Annotated in this window: 12 protein-coding genes; 8 read left to right on the forward strand and 4 right to left on the reverse strand. The window is 65.4% G+C overall.

All coding sequences use genetic code 11. The features are described from left to right. The first annotated feature begins 456 nt into the window (after positions 1-456). The 3 genes from NKH41_RS08100 (at position 457) to NKH41_RS08110 (ending at position 5,793) form a co-directional block, all read left to right on the forward strand. On the forward strand, positions 457-1,080 hold the full coding sequence (locus tag NKH41_RS08100; protein ID WP_352771015.1) for a CDGSH iron-sulfur domain-containing protein: 624 nt from the start codon (positions 457-459) through the stop codon (positions 1,078-1,080). A 246-nt stretch (positions 1,081-1,326) separates the two neighbouring features. Continuing rightward, positions 1,327-3,354 (forward strand): hydantoinase/oxoprolinase N-terminal domain-containing protein, encoded by a 2,028-nt coding sequence (locus NKH41_RS08105; RefSeq protein ID WP_352771016.1) that lies wholly within the window; start codon positions 1,327-1,329, stop codon positions 3,352-3,354. Between the two features lie 267 nt (positions 3,355-3,621). After that, positions 3,622-5,793: a malate synthase G gene (locus tag NKH41_RS08110; RefSeq protein WP_352771018.1), complete on the forward strand. Its 2,172-nt coding sequence runs from the start codon at positions 3,622-3,624 to the stop codon at positions 5,791-5,793. 374 nt (positions 5,794-6,167) lie between these two features. Here NKH41_RS08110 and NKH41_RS08115 read toward each other — a convergent pair whose 3' ends face one another. From NKH41_RS08115 to NKH41_RS08130, 4 genes are all read right to left on the reverse strand, one after another. Next, complete coding sequence (locus NKH41_RS08115; RefSeq protein WP_023679867.1) at positions 6,168-7,697, reverse strand: YifB family Mg chelatase-like AAA ATPase; 1,530 nt, start codon at positions 7,695-7,697, stop codon at positions 6,168-6,170. Between the two features lie 163 nt (positions 7,698-7,860). Then, the gene (gene gshB / locus NKH41_RS08120; RefSeq protein ID WP_352491152.1) at positions 7,861-8,802 is read right to left on the reverse strand and encodes a glutathione synthase; all 942 of its coding nucleotides are present in this window, start codon (positions 8,800-8,802) and stop codon (positions 7,861-7,863) included. Positions 8,803-9,019: 217 nt separating this feature from the next. Then, positions 9,020-9,394, reverse strand: coding sequence for a GtrA family protein (locus NKH41_RS08125; RefSeq protein ID WP_352472815.1), 375 nt, complete (start codon positions 9,392-9,394; stop codon positions 9,020-9,022). 8 nt (positions 9,395-9,402) lie between these two features. Beyond that, the gene (locus NKH41_RS08130; protein ID WP_352472814.1) at positions 9,403-10,410 is read right to left on the reverse strand and encodes a glycosyltransferase; all 1,008 of its coding nucleotides are present in this window, start codon (positions 10,408-10,410) and stop codon (positions 9,403-9,405) included. Positions 10,411-10,539: 129 nt separating this feature from the next. Between NKH41_RS08130 and NKH41_RS08135 the strand changes: the two genes are divergently transcribed. The 5 genes from NKH41_RS08135 (at position 10,540) to NKH41_RS08155 (ending at position 15,707) form a co-directional block, all read left to right on the forward strand. Next, a complete protein-coding gene (locus NKH41_RS08135) occupies positions 10,540-12,342 on the forward strand; it encodes a GtrA family protein (protein ID WP_352771020.1) in 1,803 nt (600 codons plus the stop codon). A gap of 131 nt (positions 12,343-12,473) precedes the next feature. Then, the gene (locus NKH41_RS08140) at positions 12,474-13,241 is read left to right on the forward strand and encodes an SDR family NAD(P)-dependent oxidoreductase (RefSeq protein ID WP_352771022.1); all 768 of its coding nucleotides are present in this window, start codon (positions 12,474-12,476) and stop codon (positions 13,239-13,241) included. Then, the gene (locus tag NKH41_RS08145; protein ID WP_502895710.1) at positions 13,241-14,191 is read left to right on the forward strand and encodes a 2-dehydro-3-deoxygalactonokinase; all 951 of its coding nucleotides are present in this window, start codon (positions 13,241-13,243) and stop codon (positions 14,189-14,191) included. Before NKH41_RS08140 ends, NKH41_RS08145 begins: the two co-directional genes overlap by 1 nt. Then, a complete protein-coding gene (locus NKH41_RS08150; RefSeq protein WP_352771026.1) occupies positions 14,188-14,826 on the forward strand; it encodes a 2-dehydro-3-deoxy-6-phosphogalactonate aldolase in 639 nt (212 codons plus the stop codon). The genes NKH41_RS08145 and NKH41_RS08150 overlap by 4 nt, the downstream gene beginning before the upstream one ends. Further along, on the forward strand, positions 14,826-15,707 hold the full coding sequence (locus NKH41_RS08155) for an SMP-30/gluconolactonase/LRE family protein (protein ID WP_352932418.1): 882 nt from the start codon (positions 14,826-14,828) through the stop codon (positions 15,705-15,707). The genes NKH41_RS08150 and NKH41_RS08155 overlap by 1 nt, the downstream gene beginning before the upstream one ends. Positions 15,708-15,816: the final 109 nt, after the last annotated feature.

Here is a 15,816-nt window from a genome sequence, read left to right on the forward strand (position 1 = left end):
TAACCCCTCCCCACAAGGGGGAGGGAGACTTCCGTTGGCGCTGACCTCGGCAAATTGCCTGCCTTTCGGCGCCAAAAGGGGAAGTAAGGGCGCGCGGCAGCATTCCCTCCCCCTTGTGGGGAGGGTTAGGGTGGGGGTCCTCTTCGTAAGAATCCAAATGCGATTGCCCTGCCCTCGAGGGGGGAGAGGGCCGTCCCGCGAGTGCAGGCCGGCAACGGAATTTCAAAGCTGAAACAAAAAACCCGCCTCGGCAGGCGGGTCGTTGGAGCCAATTAGCACCATAGGCAAATTAGTAGCATAGCTGCCGGCACAAAGCAAGAACAAAATGTGGTGCTGCGAGCAAAAAATGCGAATTCCCTTACCGCCGCGCCCGAGGTCGGCCCTCACGAGGGGGAGAATGCTGCCTTGACGTCGTCCCGACTGTCGCCATAGCGTAGTCCGACAGGAGACCCACCCATGGCAGTGGTCGAAGGCGAGAACATCGACATCGGCTTTTCGGGAAAACGTTGCATCCATTCGCGCAACTGCGTGCTTGGCGATCCGCATGTCTTCGTGCCCAATGCGCCCGGCCAGTGGATCCATCCGGATGCGGCCAGCGTCGAGAAGATCGTGGCGCTCGCCGAAGCCTGCCCGTCCGGCGCCATCACCTATATTCGCAAGGATGGCGGGCCGCAGGAACAGCCGCCGGTGGTCAACATTGTGCGCATAAGGGAAAACGGTCCGCTTGCCGTCCATGCCGAGATCGTGTTGGGCGGCGAAACGTTTTACCGCGCCACGCTCTGCCGCTGCGGCGCCTCGGAAAACAAGCCGTTCTGCGACGGCAGCCACACCAAATCGGGCTTCACCGCCACCGGCGAGCCGGCGCTGAAGGACACGCCGGCGCTGGAGGTGCGGAATGGCCCGCTGACCGTCACACCAACGACCAACGGCCCGCTCAAGCTCGAAGGCAATGTCGAAATCGTCACCGGCACCGGCCACACGGTCGACCGCACGCAACGCACCTTCCTCTGCCGCTGCGGCCACTCCGCCAACAAGCCGTTCTGCGATGGCTCGCACAAGCGCGTGGGGTTTGTGGGGTAGGGGCCGCCGCTATCTCCCTCCTTGAGGGGGAGATGTCGCCGAAGGCGACAGAGGGGGTCGGTGCGTCCTGACGCCAACGCCATCGCGGCCAGAGAATGCCGGCGCTCCACGCGAGACGACCCCCTCTGGCCTGCCGGCCATCTCCCCCTCGAGGGGGGAGATTACGCTGCCTTGGCCCAGCGCTCGTGCCTTTATCGGCCCGTTCATATCCGCTAAGGGGCGGAGACGAATTCTCCGGACCCAAATATGACCGCCAAGCCCAAACCCTCACCCCTGTTCCTCGGCATCGACACCGGCGGCACCTATACCGACGCCGTGCTGTGGTCGGAGGCCGGCGGGCCAAGCGGCAAGGTGCTGGCCAAGGCCAAGGCGCTGACCACGCGCCATGATCTGGCGGTCGGCATCTCCGGCGCGGTCGATGCGGTGCTCGAAATGGCCGGCACCGACCCGGCAGCGATCAAACTGGTGTCGATGTCGACGACGCTAGCCACCAATGCGCTGGTCGAGGGCCAGGGCGGGCGCGTGGCGCTGGTGATGATCGGCTTTGCCGAGGGCGACCTTGCCCGCGACGGGCTGAAGGCGGCGCTTGGCACCGACCCGGTGGTGTTCTGCCCCGGCGGCCACGATGTCCACGGCAATGCGGCAAAGCTCGATCTGTCCGGGCTGGAGGCAGCTTTGCCGGAACTGGAAAAGTCGGTGTCCGGCTTTGCCGTCTGCGCCTATTTCGCCACCCGCAACCCGGCGCATGAGCTTGCTGCGCGCGACCTGATCCGTGACAGGACCGGCCTGCCGGTCACCGCCAGCCACGAACTGTCGGCCAAGCTCGGCGGCCCGCGCCGGGCGCTGACGACATTGCTCAACGCCAGGCTGATCTCGATGATCGACCGGCTGGTCGCGGCAACCGAAGGCTTTTTGGCCGCGCGCAACATTGCCGCCCCGCTGATGGTGGTGCGCGGCGACGGCGCTCTGGTCTCGGCTGCCTTTGCCCGCCAGCGGCCGATCGAGACCATCCTGTCCGGCCCGGCCGCCAGCCTTGTCGGCGCCCGCCACATGACCGGCCTCGACGATGCGGTGGTCTCCGATATCGGCGGCACCACCACCGACGTCGCCGTGCTCGACAAGGGCCGGCCGCGGCTCGATCCGGAAGGCGCCACCGTCGGCGGTTTCCGCACCATGGTCGAGGCCGTCGCCATGCGCACTTTTGGCCTCGGCGGCGATTCCGAAGTGGCGCTGGAGGATGGCGCGCTCAATCCGAGAATCCTGCTCGGCCCGCGCCGCCTGGTGCCGCTGGCGCTGGCCGGCTTGATGCATGGCGAGGCCGTCACATCAGAGCTCGAACGCCAGCTGCGCGCGCCCAACCCCGGCCGCATGGATGGCCGGCTGGCGGTGCGCACCGGCGTGCCGGAGCGGCTGGCGGCCGGACTGACCGGTGCCGAAGCCAAGCTTTACGAGCTGATCGGTGCTGTGCCGCAGGCTCTAGACAGATTGCTGACCTCGAACGCCCAGAACGCCACCTTGAACCGGCTGGTGTCGCGCGGGCTGGTGCATGTCGCCGGCTTCACGCCGTCGGATGCGGCGCATGTGCTGGGCAGGCAGGCCAATTGGGATGCGGCCGCGGCGCGTCTGGGTGCCGAGCTGTTCGCGCGCAGGCGCGACGGCCGCGGCCAGTTCATCGCCGCCTCGCCGGAGGCGATCTCGGAACGGGTGCTGACCGCGCTGACCCGCCTGTCGGCCGAAGTCATCCTCGAAACCGCCTTTGCCGAGGACGGGCTGGATGGCGCGGCGACCGTCGCCCATGCCCTGGTCCAGCGCGCCGTCGACGCGCATCCCGGCATCGCCCGCTTGAGCGTCGCCCTCGACCGTCCGGTCATCGGCCTCGGCGCCTCGGCGCCGCTGCATTATGCCGGCCTGGCCGAGCTGGTCGGCAATCGATGCGTGGTGCCGCAGGATACCGATGTCGCCAACGCGCTCGGCGCCGTCGTCGGCCAGGTCCGGGTGTCGGCGGAGGCGCGGGTCAGCCAGCCCAAGGAAGGGCTGTTCCGCGTTGCCTCCGGTGAAAGCGTGCGCGATTTCAACGACGAGGCGGCGGCGATCGCCGCGGCGGAGAAGGATGTGCGGGCGATTGCCGCCGGGCGGGCTAAGGACGCCGGCACCGACAGCGCCGAGATCGAAATCGCCAGCGAATACCGCGTCTCCACCGTAGAGGGCCAGCGCATGTTCATCGAGGCGCACGTCGTGGCGGTGGCGTCGGGACGGCCAAGGATTGCGGTGTGAGCGCGTAATCGCCCTCCTTGAGGGGGAGATGTCGCCGAAGGCGACCGAGGGGGTCGCCTCGCATGAAGCGCGACGCGATTTGGTGCAAAGAAGAGGTTGCACTTCCCGCGAGGCGACCCCCTCTGGCCTGCCGGCCATCTCCCCCACAAGGGGCCCTCAAGGGGGAGATCGGCAGCGAAAACGCCCTACCTTCACCCTGAGCTGAATTGACCCTGCCACCGTGACATGCCAAAGGCCCGGCCTAGCCTTTCGTCTGGAGAAGCCCTGATGACCGATCGCGTCGAGATCGCCGGATTGCGGATTGCCCGCGAGCTTCATGATTTCGTCGTGAACGAGGCGCTGCCGGGCACCGGCATTGAAGCGGAGGCATTCTGGAGCGGTTTTTCGGCGATCGTCCATGATCTCTCGCCAAAAAACCGGGCACTGCTCGAAAAGCGCGATGCCATGCAGGACAAACTCGACCGCTGGTATCGCGACAATGGCGCGCCCGTCGACATGGAGGCCTACAAGACGTTCCTCCGCGAGATCGGCTATCTCCTGCCCGAGGGGCCGGCGTTCAGCGTGACCACCGAAAATGTCGACCCGGAAATCGCTTTGGTTGCCGGGCCGCAGCTGGTGGTGCCGGTGATGAACGCGCGTTATGCGCTGAATGCTGCCAATGCGCGCTGGGGCTCGCTGTACGATGCGCTCTACGGAACCGACGCCGTCCCGGAGACGGACGGCGCCGAGCGAGGCAACAAATTCAATCCGGCGCGCGGCGCCAAAGTCGTCGCCTGGGTGAAAAGCTTCTTCGACGAGGCGGTGCCGCTCACGACAGGCAAATGGGCCGGCGTCAACGGGCTTTCGGTCGCCAACGGCATATTGCGGCTGGGCGAGGGTGCCGGCGCCACCACGCTTGCCGACCTCAGACAGTTTGCCGGCTATCGCGGCGATGCCGCCGACCCCGAAGCCGTGCTGCTCACCAAGAACGGCCTGCATATCGAAATCGTTGTCGACCACAACAACCAGATCGGCCGCACCGATCCGGCCGGCATTGCCGATGTCGTGCTGGAATCGGCACTGACCACCATCCAGGACTGCGAGGATTCGATCGCCGCAGTGGATGCGCAGGACAAGGTGCTGGTCTACCGCAACTGGCTCGGCCTGATGAAGGGCGACTTGGCGGAGGAGATCACCAAGGCCGGCAAGAGCTTTGTCCGCAGGCTCAACCCCGACCGCACCTATACCGCGCCCGATGGCGGCACGCTGACCTTGCCCGGCCGCTCGCTGATGCTGGTCAGGAATGTCGGCCACCTTATGACCAATCCGGCGATATCAGACCGCGACGGCAACGAGGTGCCGGAAGGCATCATGGATGCGGCGCTGACGGCGCTGATCGCGCTGCATGACGTCGGCGTGAACGGGCGCCGCGCCAATTCTCGCGCCGGCTCGATGTACATCGTAAAGCCCAAGATGCACGGGCCCGACGAAGTTGCCTTCGCCGTCGAGATTTTCGACCGCGTCGAAGCGCTGCTCGGCGTGCCCAAAAACACCATCAAGATGGGCATCATGGACGAGGAGCGGCGCACCACCGTCAACCTCAAGGAGGCGATCCGCGCCGCGAAAGAACGCGTCGTCTTCATCAACACCGGCTTCCTCGATCGCACCGGCGACGAGATCCACACCTCGATGGAAGCCGGCCCGATGATCCGCAAGGGCGACATGAAGCAGGCCGCCTGGATCGCCGCCTACGAAGCCTGGAACGTCGACATCGGGCTGGAATGTGGGTTGGCCGGCCACGCCCAGATAGGCAAAGGCATGTGGGCGATGCCCGACCTTATGGCGGCGATGCTGGCCGAGAAAATCGCGCATCCCCAGGCCGGCGCCAACACCGCCTGGGTGCCGTCGCCGACGGCGGCGACGCTGCACGCCACCCATTATCACAAGGTCGACGTCCATGCCGTGCAAGCGGCGCTGAAGAGCCGGCCCAAGGCAAAACTCGACGACATCTTGTCGGTGCCGGTCGCTGTGCGGCCGAACTGGTCGCCAGAAGACATCCAGAAGGAGCTCGACAACAATGCGCAAGGCATTCTGGGCTATGTCGTGCGCTGGATCGACCAGGGCGTCGGCTGTTCGAAAGTGCCTGACATAAACGACGTCGGTCTGATGGAGGACCGCGCCACGCTGCGCATCTCCTCGCAGCACATCGCCAACTGGCTGCATCACGGCGTCTGCACGCCCGAGCAGGTCATGGAGACGATGAAACGCATGGCGGCGATCGTCGACCGCCAGAACGACGGCGATCCGCTCTACCGGCCGATGGCGCCGGATTTCGACAAGTCCATCGCCTTCCTCGCCGCCTGTGACCTGGTCTTCAAGGGGCGCGTGCAACCCAACGGCTACACCGAGCCAGTGCTGCACGCACGGCGGCTGGAGCTGAAGACGCGGGATAACGGCTGAACCGAAAGCACGATGCACGCCGGCCAAGGGTAAGCGCCGGCGTCCCCCTCCCCCTTGAGGGGAGGGTGGGCCGAAGGGCCGAGTGGGGTCGCCAATGCAGTGCGCCAACCCAATTCTGACGGTGCGCCCTAGAGCAACGGACGCCCAGATGGAATCAATTCTCTTTCCGGGATGGCGAGACAAACCACGCGAAAGGTGGCGAGCCCGATGTCGTGCACCGGCAGAATGATCCCATCTGAATGTCCGTTGCTCTAGGAGGAACATCGCAACGCTCCGCACCTCGGCCGGTTTCGAAATGCGACAGGCCGAGCGTCTCACCGGCGACCCCACCCGGCCGCTTCGCGGCCACCCTCCCCTCAAGGGGGAGGGGAACGTCACGCCGCCTGCGCCATCCGCTCCGAACTCATGCGATAGGAAATCGCTTCGGCCAGATGGATGCGGCCGACCGTCTCGCTGGCCTCGAGATCGGCCAGGGTCCGCGCCACCTTCAAGACGCGGTGATAGGCTCGTGCGGAAAAGCCGAGCTTTTCGCTGGCATCCCTCAGCAGCGACAGGCCGGCGGCGTCGGGCATGGCGATCTCCTCGATGACTGACGGCGAGCAATGGGCGTTGGTGGTGGCGGTCGCGCCGAGCCGCTCGAAGCGCTCTCGCTGGATCGTACGGGCGCGGGCAACACGTAGTGCGACGGCGGCACTTTTCTCCGCCCGGTCCGGCCGGATCAGATCGCTGGCCGAGACCGCCGGCACCTCGATCCTGAGATCGATGCGATCGAGCAGCGGGCCGGAAATGCGCGCCTGGTAGTCGGTGCGGCAGCGGTCGCCGCGCAGGCAGCGATAGCCCGGCTCGCCGGCCATGCCGCAACGGCACGGGTTCATCGCCGCGACCAGCTGGATACGCGCCGGATAGGTGACGCGATGATTGGCGCGCGCGATCATGCAGTCGCCGGTCTCGAGCGGCTGGCGCAGTGCATCGAGCGCCTGCGGCGAGAATTCGGGGAATTCGTCGAGGAACAGCACGCCGTGATGGGCAAGCGAGGCCTCGCCCGGCCGCACGCGCAGACCGCCGCCGACCATCGCCGCCATCGAGGCCGAATGATGCGGCGCGCGGAACGGCCGCCGGTCGGTGAGTTTTCCTTCGCCGAGTTCGCCGGCCACCGAGGCGATCATCGAGACTTCGAGCAATTCCCTGGGCGCCAGCGGCGGTAGGATCGACGGCAGCCGCTGCGCCAGCATCGACTTTCCCGACCCCGGCGGTCCGACCATCAAAAGATTATGACCGCCGGCGGCCGCCACCTCCAGCGCCCGCTTGGCGGTCTCCTGGCCCTTGATGTCGGCGAGATCGGGCAGGTCGCGCGCCGCGGCATGGATGCCGGCTTCCGGCCGTGACAAAACCTGCGTGCCGCGAAAATGATTGGCGATGGCGATCAGGCTGCGCGGCGCCAATATGTCGAAATCCTTGCCGGCCCACGCCGCTTCCGGCCCGCAGGCGAACGGACAGATCAAGCCCTTGCCTTCGGCATTGGCGCCGATCGCCGCCGGCAGCGCGCCCGCCACCGCGGCAATGGTGCCGTCGAGCGACAATTCGCCAAGCACGACATAGCCGGCCAGCATGTCGCCCGGAATGGCGCCGAGCGCCGCCATCAAACCGAGCGCGATCGGCAGATCGTAATGGCTGCCCTCCTTGGGCAGGTCGGCGGGCGCCAGATTGACGGTGACCTTCTTCGACGGCATCGACAGGCCGGATGCATGAAGTGCAGCCTGCACCCGCTCGCGGCTTTCGGCCACAGCCTTGTCGGCCAGCCCGACGATGTGCATGTTGACTTTGCCCGGCGCGATCATCACCTGCACGTCGACCGGCACGGCCTCGATGCCCTGGAAAGCAACCGTGCGAACCCGCGCCACCATGTCTTCACCCCAGATGCAGGCTTTTGCCCCAAGCCTTTGCGATCATGCCGCGAACGGCGTCACCCGAGACAACCACAGATTTCCGGCGAAGGCAAGAACATTTGGGGAACAGCTGAGCGCCACGGCTGCAATGGTTTGCAACGCGGCCGCTCGCGAAGCGAGGCTAGTTGCGCTTCTCCTCCACGGCATCCCAGAACAGGCTGGCGATGTCGGCGCCGCCGAAGCGCTGCACTTCGCGTATGCCGGTCGGTGAGGTCACGTTGATCTCGGTCATGTAGTCGCCGATGACGTCGATGCCGACGAGGATGAAGCCGCGCTCTTTCAGCGCGGGGCCGATGCGGGCGCAGATCTCGCGTTCGCGTTCCGTCAATTCGGTCTTTTCGGCGCGGCCGCCGACATGCATGTTGGAGCGCGAATCATGCTCGGCCGGCACGCGGTTGATGGCGCCGACAGGCTCGCCGTCAATCAGGATGATGCGCTTGTCGCCACCCCGCACCTCCTTGAGGTAGCGCTGCACGATGTAGGGTTCGCGGAACAACTGGCCGAACATTTCGAGCAGCGAGGCGAGGTTGCGGTCGGCCTCGTGCAGGTGAAAGATGCCGGCGCCGCCATTGCCGTAGAGCGGCTTGACGATGATATCGCCGAACTCCTTGCGAAAGGCGGCGACCTCGAGCGGGTCCTTGGTGATCAGCGTGTCCGGCATCAGGTCGGGAAATTCGGTGACGAAGATCTTTTCCGGGCTGTTGCGCACCCAGGCCGGGTCGTTGACCACCAGCGTCTTCGGATGGATGCGCTCGAGGATATGCGTGGTGGTGATGTAGTTCATGTCGAAGGGCGGATCCTGCCGCAAAAGGATGACGTCCATCTCCGCAAGATCGGTGCGCACCTTCTCGCCCAGCGAATAATGGTTGCCCTTCTCGTCGCGGACCTGCATCGCCTCGATACGGGCAAACACCTTGCCTTCGCGCAGCGACAGCCGGTCGGGCGTGTAGTGGAACAGCTGGTGCCCGCGCCGCTGCGCTTCCAGCGACAGCGCAAACGACGTGTCGCCGGCAATCGACACGGTAGAGATGTGGTCCATCTGGACGGCGACTTTCAGGGGCATGGGTGCTCTCCGGCGCAGTTGCAACGAACGTGCGTCCACCCGGACGCACATACGCTCCAACACTTTGAATCCATGCATCGCGCTTTCCGAAAATCGATTCCGATTTTTCGGGCCGATGCATCGACGAGAGCGATATAAGGAAATCGGCGGCCTCTGCCAATCGGCCAAGGTCATGATGAGGCTGCGCTTCTGGCGCAGACCCCAATGCGATGTGCGTTCAGCGGTCGAAGACCAGCTTGGAATAGCCGAGGAAGGACAGCGCCATGGCAACCAGCGAGGCGACCGCAAGGGCGACGAGCGGCGGCACCATCGGCAGCGCGAACAGCATGGCGCAATAGACGAGATAATTGACGAGGCTGGTGGCGATGCCGACGCCGCCATAGCGTGCGCCCTCTTGCGCGACGCCGCGGCTGGAAGGCGAGAAGGTCAGATGGCGATTGATCAGCCAGGTGACGGACAAGGCAAAACCGATCGAGATGATTCGGGCTGCGAAGGGGCCAAGCGGCGCTATCGCCAACACCAGCCAAAGCGCCGCCGCGTCGGCGACGAAGCCGATACCGCCGGCGACAATGAAGCGGGCGAGGCGTCCCATTTAGGGCTCTAAGCCGCCCGCGGGGTCTTGCGCGGTCCGGTCTTCAAAGTCGCGAGCGCACTTGCGCGTTCGCGTTCGACGCGGCCGGAAGGCATCGACAGATAGAAGATGCGCTTCTGCTCGGCCCGGCCGCGCGACACCGAATCGAGGATTACCCCGGTCACCGCCGCCAGCATCGACAGCAGCAGCAGCCCGACCGACAGCACCCACGTCGGCATGCGCGGCACAAGCCCGGTTTCGGCGAACTCGATCAGCACCGGCGCCATCAGAAACAGGCTTGATGCCAGGAAGAACACCGAAAAAGCGCCGAAGAAACGCAGCGGCTGCGTCTCCTTCATCAGCATGGCGAACATCCACAGGATCTTCGCGCCGTCGCGAAAGGTCGACAGCTTCGACGAGGAGCCTTCCGGCCGGCGGCCATAGTCGAGGCCGATCTCGCTGACCGGCAATTTGAGCTGCGAGGCGTGCACCGACATTTCGGTCTCGATCTCGAAACCGCCGGAAACGGCGGGAAAACTCTTGACGAAGCGCCTGGTGAAGGCGCGGTAACCCGAGAAGATATCGGTAAAGTCCGAGCCAAACAAACGTTTGTAGAGGCTGTTGAAGATGCGGTTGCCGAAGGCGTGGCCTGTCCTGCCGGCGTCGTTGGCGACGCCGCGCCTGGTGCCCACCACCATGTCGGAGCGCTCGGTCAGCAGCGTGTTGATCAGTTGCGGCGCGTCCTCCGGCGCATAGGTGCCGTCGCCGTCGGCCATCAGGTAGATGTCGGCCTCGATGTCGGCGAACATGCGGCGCACGACATTGCCTTTGCCCTGGCGCGGCTCGCGCACCACGATGGCGCCGGCGGCGCGGGCTCGGAGCGCCGTCAGGTCGCGCGAATTGTTGTCGTAGACATAGATCGCGGCGGCAGGCAGCGTTTCGCGAAAGCGCCGCACCACTTCGCCGATCGTCAGCTCCTCATTGTAGCAAGGCAGGAGCACGGCGATGCTCGGCTCATGGCGCACTTCTTGTGGCATTTTCGTCTCCGGATGCCCTGTAAGGCCCCTGACCGCTCAAACGCCGGCCTCGCTCGGGCGGCTTTACTATTTATTGAAGCTGTTAAGGCTAGGTTTAAACCGCACCGTATTCCTTCCAAAGGTCCCGATATGAGCACAGCCGACGATGGCGCCTCCATTTGGAGGTCCGATATCGCGCTGGCGCTGCTTGCCACGGCGCTGGCGCTTGCCGTCAATGCCTTTGCCGGCTTCCCGGCACTGACCAATGCCGGCGGCGACAACGACAATCTGCTGCGCCTCGTCGAAGTTCGCGACATGCTGGCCGGCCAAAGGTGGTTCGATCTCCACCAGTACAGGATGGGCCTGGAAGGCGGTTTCGTCATGCATTGGTCGCGGCTGGTCGATGCGCCGATCGCCGCCATCATCATCGCCGTATCGGCCCTGACCGGCAGCGCGGCCTTTGCCGAGAATGTTGCGCAAGTGCTGTGGCCGGCGCTGCTCTTCTGCCTGACCGTATTTTTCACGGCTCGCGCCGCGCGCAGCTTTGCCGGTGACAGCGCCGTGCTGCCCGCTGTCGTGATCGGCGCTGCCGCACTGTATTTCCTCGGCATTTTTTCGCCTGGCGCGCTCGATCACCACAATGTCCAGCTGATGCTGAGCATGGCCAGCCTGAGCCTGTTGCTTGAAGCGCCAACGCGCAGGCCGGCGGCATTGCTCTCCGGCCTGTGCACCGGATTGATGCTGGCCGTCGGCATGGAGACCGCGCCTTATGTGGCCACCATCGGCGCCTCTGTTGCCATGCTGTTCGCCCTCGGCGCCAATGGCGAGAGGCTGATCGCCCGGGATTTCGGCCTCGGCTTTGCCGGCGTGTCCGCTCTCGTCTTTGTCGCCACCATTGCGCCGTCTGCCTGGGGTCAGGCGCAATGCGACGCCTTCTCGGCCGTGCAGTTCGTCGTCGCGGCGATTGCCGGAACCGGCCTTGCGGCGATAGCGTCGATCGAGCCCGCCGGCCGCACGCGCCAACGGCGCATCGCCTCGCTTGGCCTGCTTGCCCTGGTATTGGCCGCTGTCATCGTCTTTTTGTTCCCACAATGCCTGGCAGCGCCCTACGCCAACCTCGATCCGCGCCTCAAGGAGCTATGGCTTGATCACATCGACGAGGCGCAGTCGCTGTTCAAGCTGCTCGCTGAAGATCCGGCCGGGGTGGTGGCGCGCTATGCCACGCCGCTCATCGCGCTCGTGCTGATGGCGCTTCGCCTTGGCCGTGGCGGCTGGCGGCGGCAGGACAGCCTTGTCGGCGCGCTGCTTGTCGTGGCCTTCATCGTCAGTGCCTGGCAGGTGCGCGGTTCGACATTCTCGATCGCCTTCGCCGTCATCCCGCTTGCCGCCTGGATTGCCAAATGGCGTCAACGGGCAGAGGTCAGCCCGTCGCGCGGCGTGGCGCTGCGCATGGCCGCCGTCTGGCTGGTTTCAGTGAATGCCGTCTGGACTGGGGCTGCCGCGGCAACCTCGGTCGCCTTCGAGGACAGCAATACCGCCGCCGATAATGGCGACGGCGCCGATGTCGCTTGCCAGCGCATGGCCTCCTTTGCGGCACTCGGCCGCCTGCCCGGCACCACCGTGCTGGCAATTTCCAATCTCGGATCGCCTATCCTGGCCTATTCCGGACATCGCGTCTTCGCCGGGCCTTATCATCGCAATGTCGCCGGCAACCTGCTGGCGCTCGATGCCTTCCTTGGGTCCGATGCCGATGCCAGGACGGTCGTGGCGGATCATCACGTCGGCCTCGTCGCGCTGTGCCCCGGCAGCGCCGAAAGCAAGCTCCTCGCAGCCAAGGCGCCGGCAGGCTTTCTTGCCGGGCTGATGCGCGGCAGCGTGCCGGAATGGCTTGAGCCGGTTGCCGGGACCAGCGGAGCCGCAGTCGAATTGTACCGCGTCCGGCTGGGCAGCTGATCGATCGGCGGCCATGCGGCCTTTTGTCGGACATAAGTCCCGACAATCCACTCTTTCGCCCTTGCCCGCCCGACACGGCTGGATAGGATGCGCGCCGGCCGACCGAGATCATTGGACCGGGAGAGAATTTCATGATGCCATCGGCACGCTTTGCCGACCTCGAAGGCGCTTCGGTGCTGATCACCGGCGGCGGCTCCGGCATTGGTGCTGCCTTGACCGAAGGTTTTGTCCGCCAGGGGGCAAAGGTCGCCTTCATCGATATCGCGGACCGTCCGAGTGTGGCGCTGGCCGATCGGTTAGAGAAGGAGCTGGGCCGGCGGCCGCTTTATCTCAAGACCGACATACGCGACATCGAGGCGTTGCGGCTATCGGCGGCTAAAGCCGCCAAGGCGCATGGCGACGTGACCGTGCTGGTCAACAATGCCGCGCAGGATGACCGTCATGCCGTCGAAGACGTCACGGTGGAGTTCTGGGACAACAACCATGCCATCAACCTGCGCCCGCATTTCTTCAGCGCACAGGCGGTGGCGCCGGGCATGAAGCGGGCCGGCGGCGGCTCGATCATCAACTTCACCTCGACCTCGTTTCTCATCAACCATCCCGATATGCCGGCCTACACCGCCGCCAAGGCCGGCATCGTCGGTCTCACCAAGGGTCTTGCCGGCAAGCTCGGCGTCGACGGCATCCGTGTCAACGCGATCGCGCCCGGCTGGGTGATCACCGAGCGGCAGAGAAAGCTCTGGGTCACCGAAGAAGCGCTCGCCGCTCATGTCGCCAAACAGTGCATCAAAGAGGTGATGCAGCCGGAAGACATTGTCGGCACCGTGCTGTTCCTGGCGTCGGATGCCTCACGCATGCTGACCGCGCAGATGCTGATCGTCGATGGGGGGTTCCTGTGATCTCATCGAGCAAGGCAGCTTCCGTCGCGGCCGTCGACTGGGGCACCACCCGCATGAGGGTCTGGCTGCTCGACGGCGCCGGCAAGGTTCTCGCCGAGCGGCGCGGCGATGACGGGCTGATCACCGCCCAGGCTAAAGGATTTTCGTCCATTCTCGAAGGGCATCTGGCTGCCTTGGGCGCAGCCGAGGCGCTGCCGGTCATCATTTGCGGCATGGCCGGTTCGCGCCAGGGCTGGCTGGAGGCACCCTATGTCAGCGTGCCGGCGCCGATCGGCGCTATTCTCGCCGGCGCTGCCCGCATTCCCGGCCAGCGCCGCGACATCCGCATCGTGCCCGGCCTTGCCCAGCGTCTGGCCGACGCCCCGGATGTCATGCGCGGCGAGGAGACGCAGCTTGCCGGCGCCGGCTTGCCGGCAAAGGGACGCCATCTCGTCTGCATGCCTGGCACCCATTCGAAATGGGTGCTGGTCCAGGACGGCTCTGTTGCTGGTTTCGGCACCTGGCCGACCGGCGAGCTGTTTTCGGTGCTGGCCGCGCACTCGATCTTGCGCCATTCGCTGGGCGAGGCGCCGAAGCCGGTTGCCGCCGAAAATCCATTTTTCCGGGAGTGGTGCCTGAAGGCGTTGGCCGAAGGCGGTGACATCGGTTCAAGACTGTTCTCGATCCGCGCCGCCAGCCTGCTGCAGGATCTGAAGCCCGAGGATGCCGCCGCCTGCCTGTCCGGCCTGCTGATCGGCGGCGAGATCGCTTCGGCAAATCGCCGTTATGGGGCGAGTGCCGTGCCCGTCGTGCTGATCGCGTCGGGCGCACTCGGCAAGCTCTATGCCGAGGCGCTCGGCCTTGCCGGGCTCGCGGTCAGGGTGGTCGACGCCGACGAGGCGGTGCGTGCCGGTCTTGCTGAAGCCGCGCGCGAAAATGGCATGATCGCTGGAAATGGAGTTGCCGCATGACCGAAACCGCACCTTTTCCAAAGCTCGAGCGGGGTCTGGTCGCCATCCTGCGTGGCCTCAAGCCAAGCGAGGCGGTGGCAATCGGCCAGGCGATCTTCGGCGCCGGTATCGAAGCGATCGAGGTGCCGCTCAACTCGCCCGATCCTTACGCCTCCATCGCCAGCATTGTCGGAGCGCTTCCTCCAACAGCCTTGGTCGGTGCCGGCACGGTGCTCAGCGCCGCCGATGTCGACGGCCTGCACAAGGCCGGCGGGCGGCTGCTGGTCAGCCCCAATATCGATGCCGAGGTCATGGGCCGTGCCATGCACTATGGCATGGTGACGATGCCTGGCGTGTTCACGCCGACCGAGGCATTTCAAGCAATCCGGCTCGGCGCCTCGGCATTGAAATTCTTCCCGGCGAGCGTGCTTGGCGCGGCAGGCATTTCGGCGATGCGCGCGGTGCTGCCGGCCAGTGTGCTGGTCGGCGCGGTCGGCGGCGTTTCGGATAAGGATTTTCCCGGCTACAAGGCAGCCGGCGTCAGCGTCTTCGGTCTTGGCTCCAGCCTCTTCAAGCCGGGCATGAGCGTCGACGAAGTGGCAGCGCGAGCGAAAGCCGCAGTTCAGGCCTGGGACGCGGCGTTTGGAGCGGCATGATGAGCGAGACCATTGTTTCGGTTTTTTCCGACCATGTCTGCCAACTCGGCGAGGGACCAAGCTATGACCCTGCCACCGACACGCTCTACTGGTTCGACATCGTCAATGGCCAGCTCCTGGAAAAGCTCCTGTCCGGCGGTGCGGTCAAGATCCACGAGCTCGGTCAGATGGCCAGCGCCGTCGCCATCGTCGACGACCGGCGCCAGTTGATCGCCACCGAGACCGGCCTGCATGTCCGCGACGTCGCGACCGGCAAGCTGACGTTGCACACGCCGATCGAGGCCGACAATGCGGTCACCCGCTCGAACGATTCACGCGTTCACCCTTGCGGCGCGCTCTGGGTCGGCACAATGGGCAAGGGCGAGGCGAAGGGTGCCGGTTCGATCTACTGGTTCTTCAAGGGCGAGCTGCGCCGGCTTTATGCCGACATTACTGTGCCCAACTCGATCTGCTTTTCCGAGGATGGGACCATTGCCTATTACACCGACACCAGCACCGGCCTGTTGATGCGCGTCGGCTGCGATCCGGCGACCGGACTGCCGGTTGGCGAACCGAAGGTCTTCGTCGACCACCGTTCGGCCAAGGGCTATATCGATGGTTCGGTGCTCGACCGTGACGGCATATTGTGGAACGCCTGCTGGGGCGGCAGCGTCGTCGAAGCCTATGGACCCGACGGCAAGCTCGTCCGTTCGGTGGCGATGCCGGCGACGCAGCCTTCCTGTCCGGCTTTCGTCGGCAGGAATGCCGACCGGCTGGCGGTCACCTCCGCCTGGTCGGGCAAGAGCGAGAAGCAGCACCTGCTCGACCCGCAAGCCGGCATGACATTCATGCTCCACATTCCAGTCAATGGTCGCTTCGAGCCGCGTGTGCTGATTGGCTAGACCCATATCTAGCACTGTCGTGCAGGCGTCCAGCTGACGTCGGTTCCGCGAAAGCCGAATGCGCTCGCCGTGCGATGCTTGAACGCTTCATCGTTTCGCGGGAACGCTG

The organism is Mesorhizobium sp. M1169 (genome assembly GCF_040318345.1).
GTDB lineage: Bacteria > Pseudomonadota > Alphaproteobacteria > Rhizobiales > Rhizobiaceae > Mesorhizobium.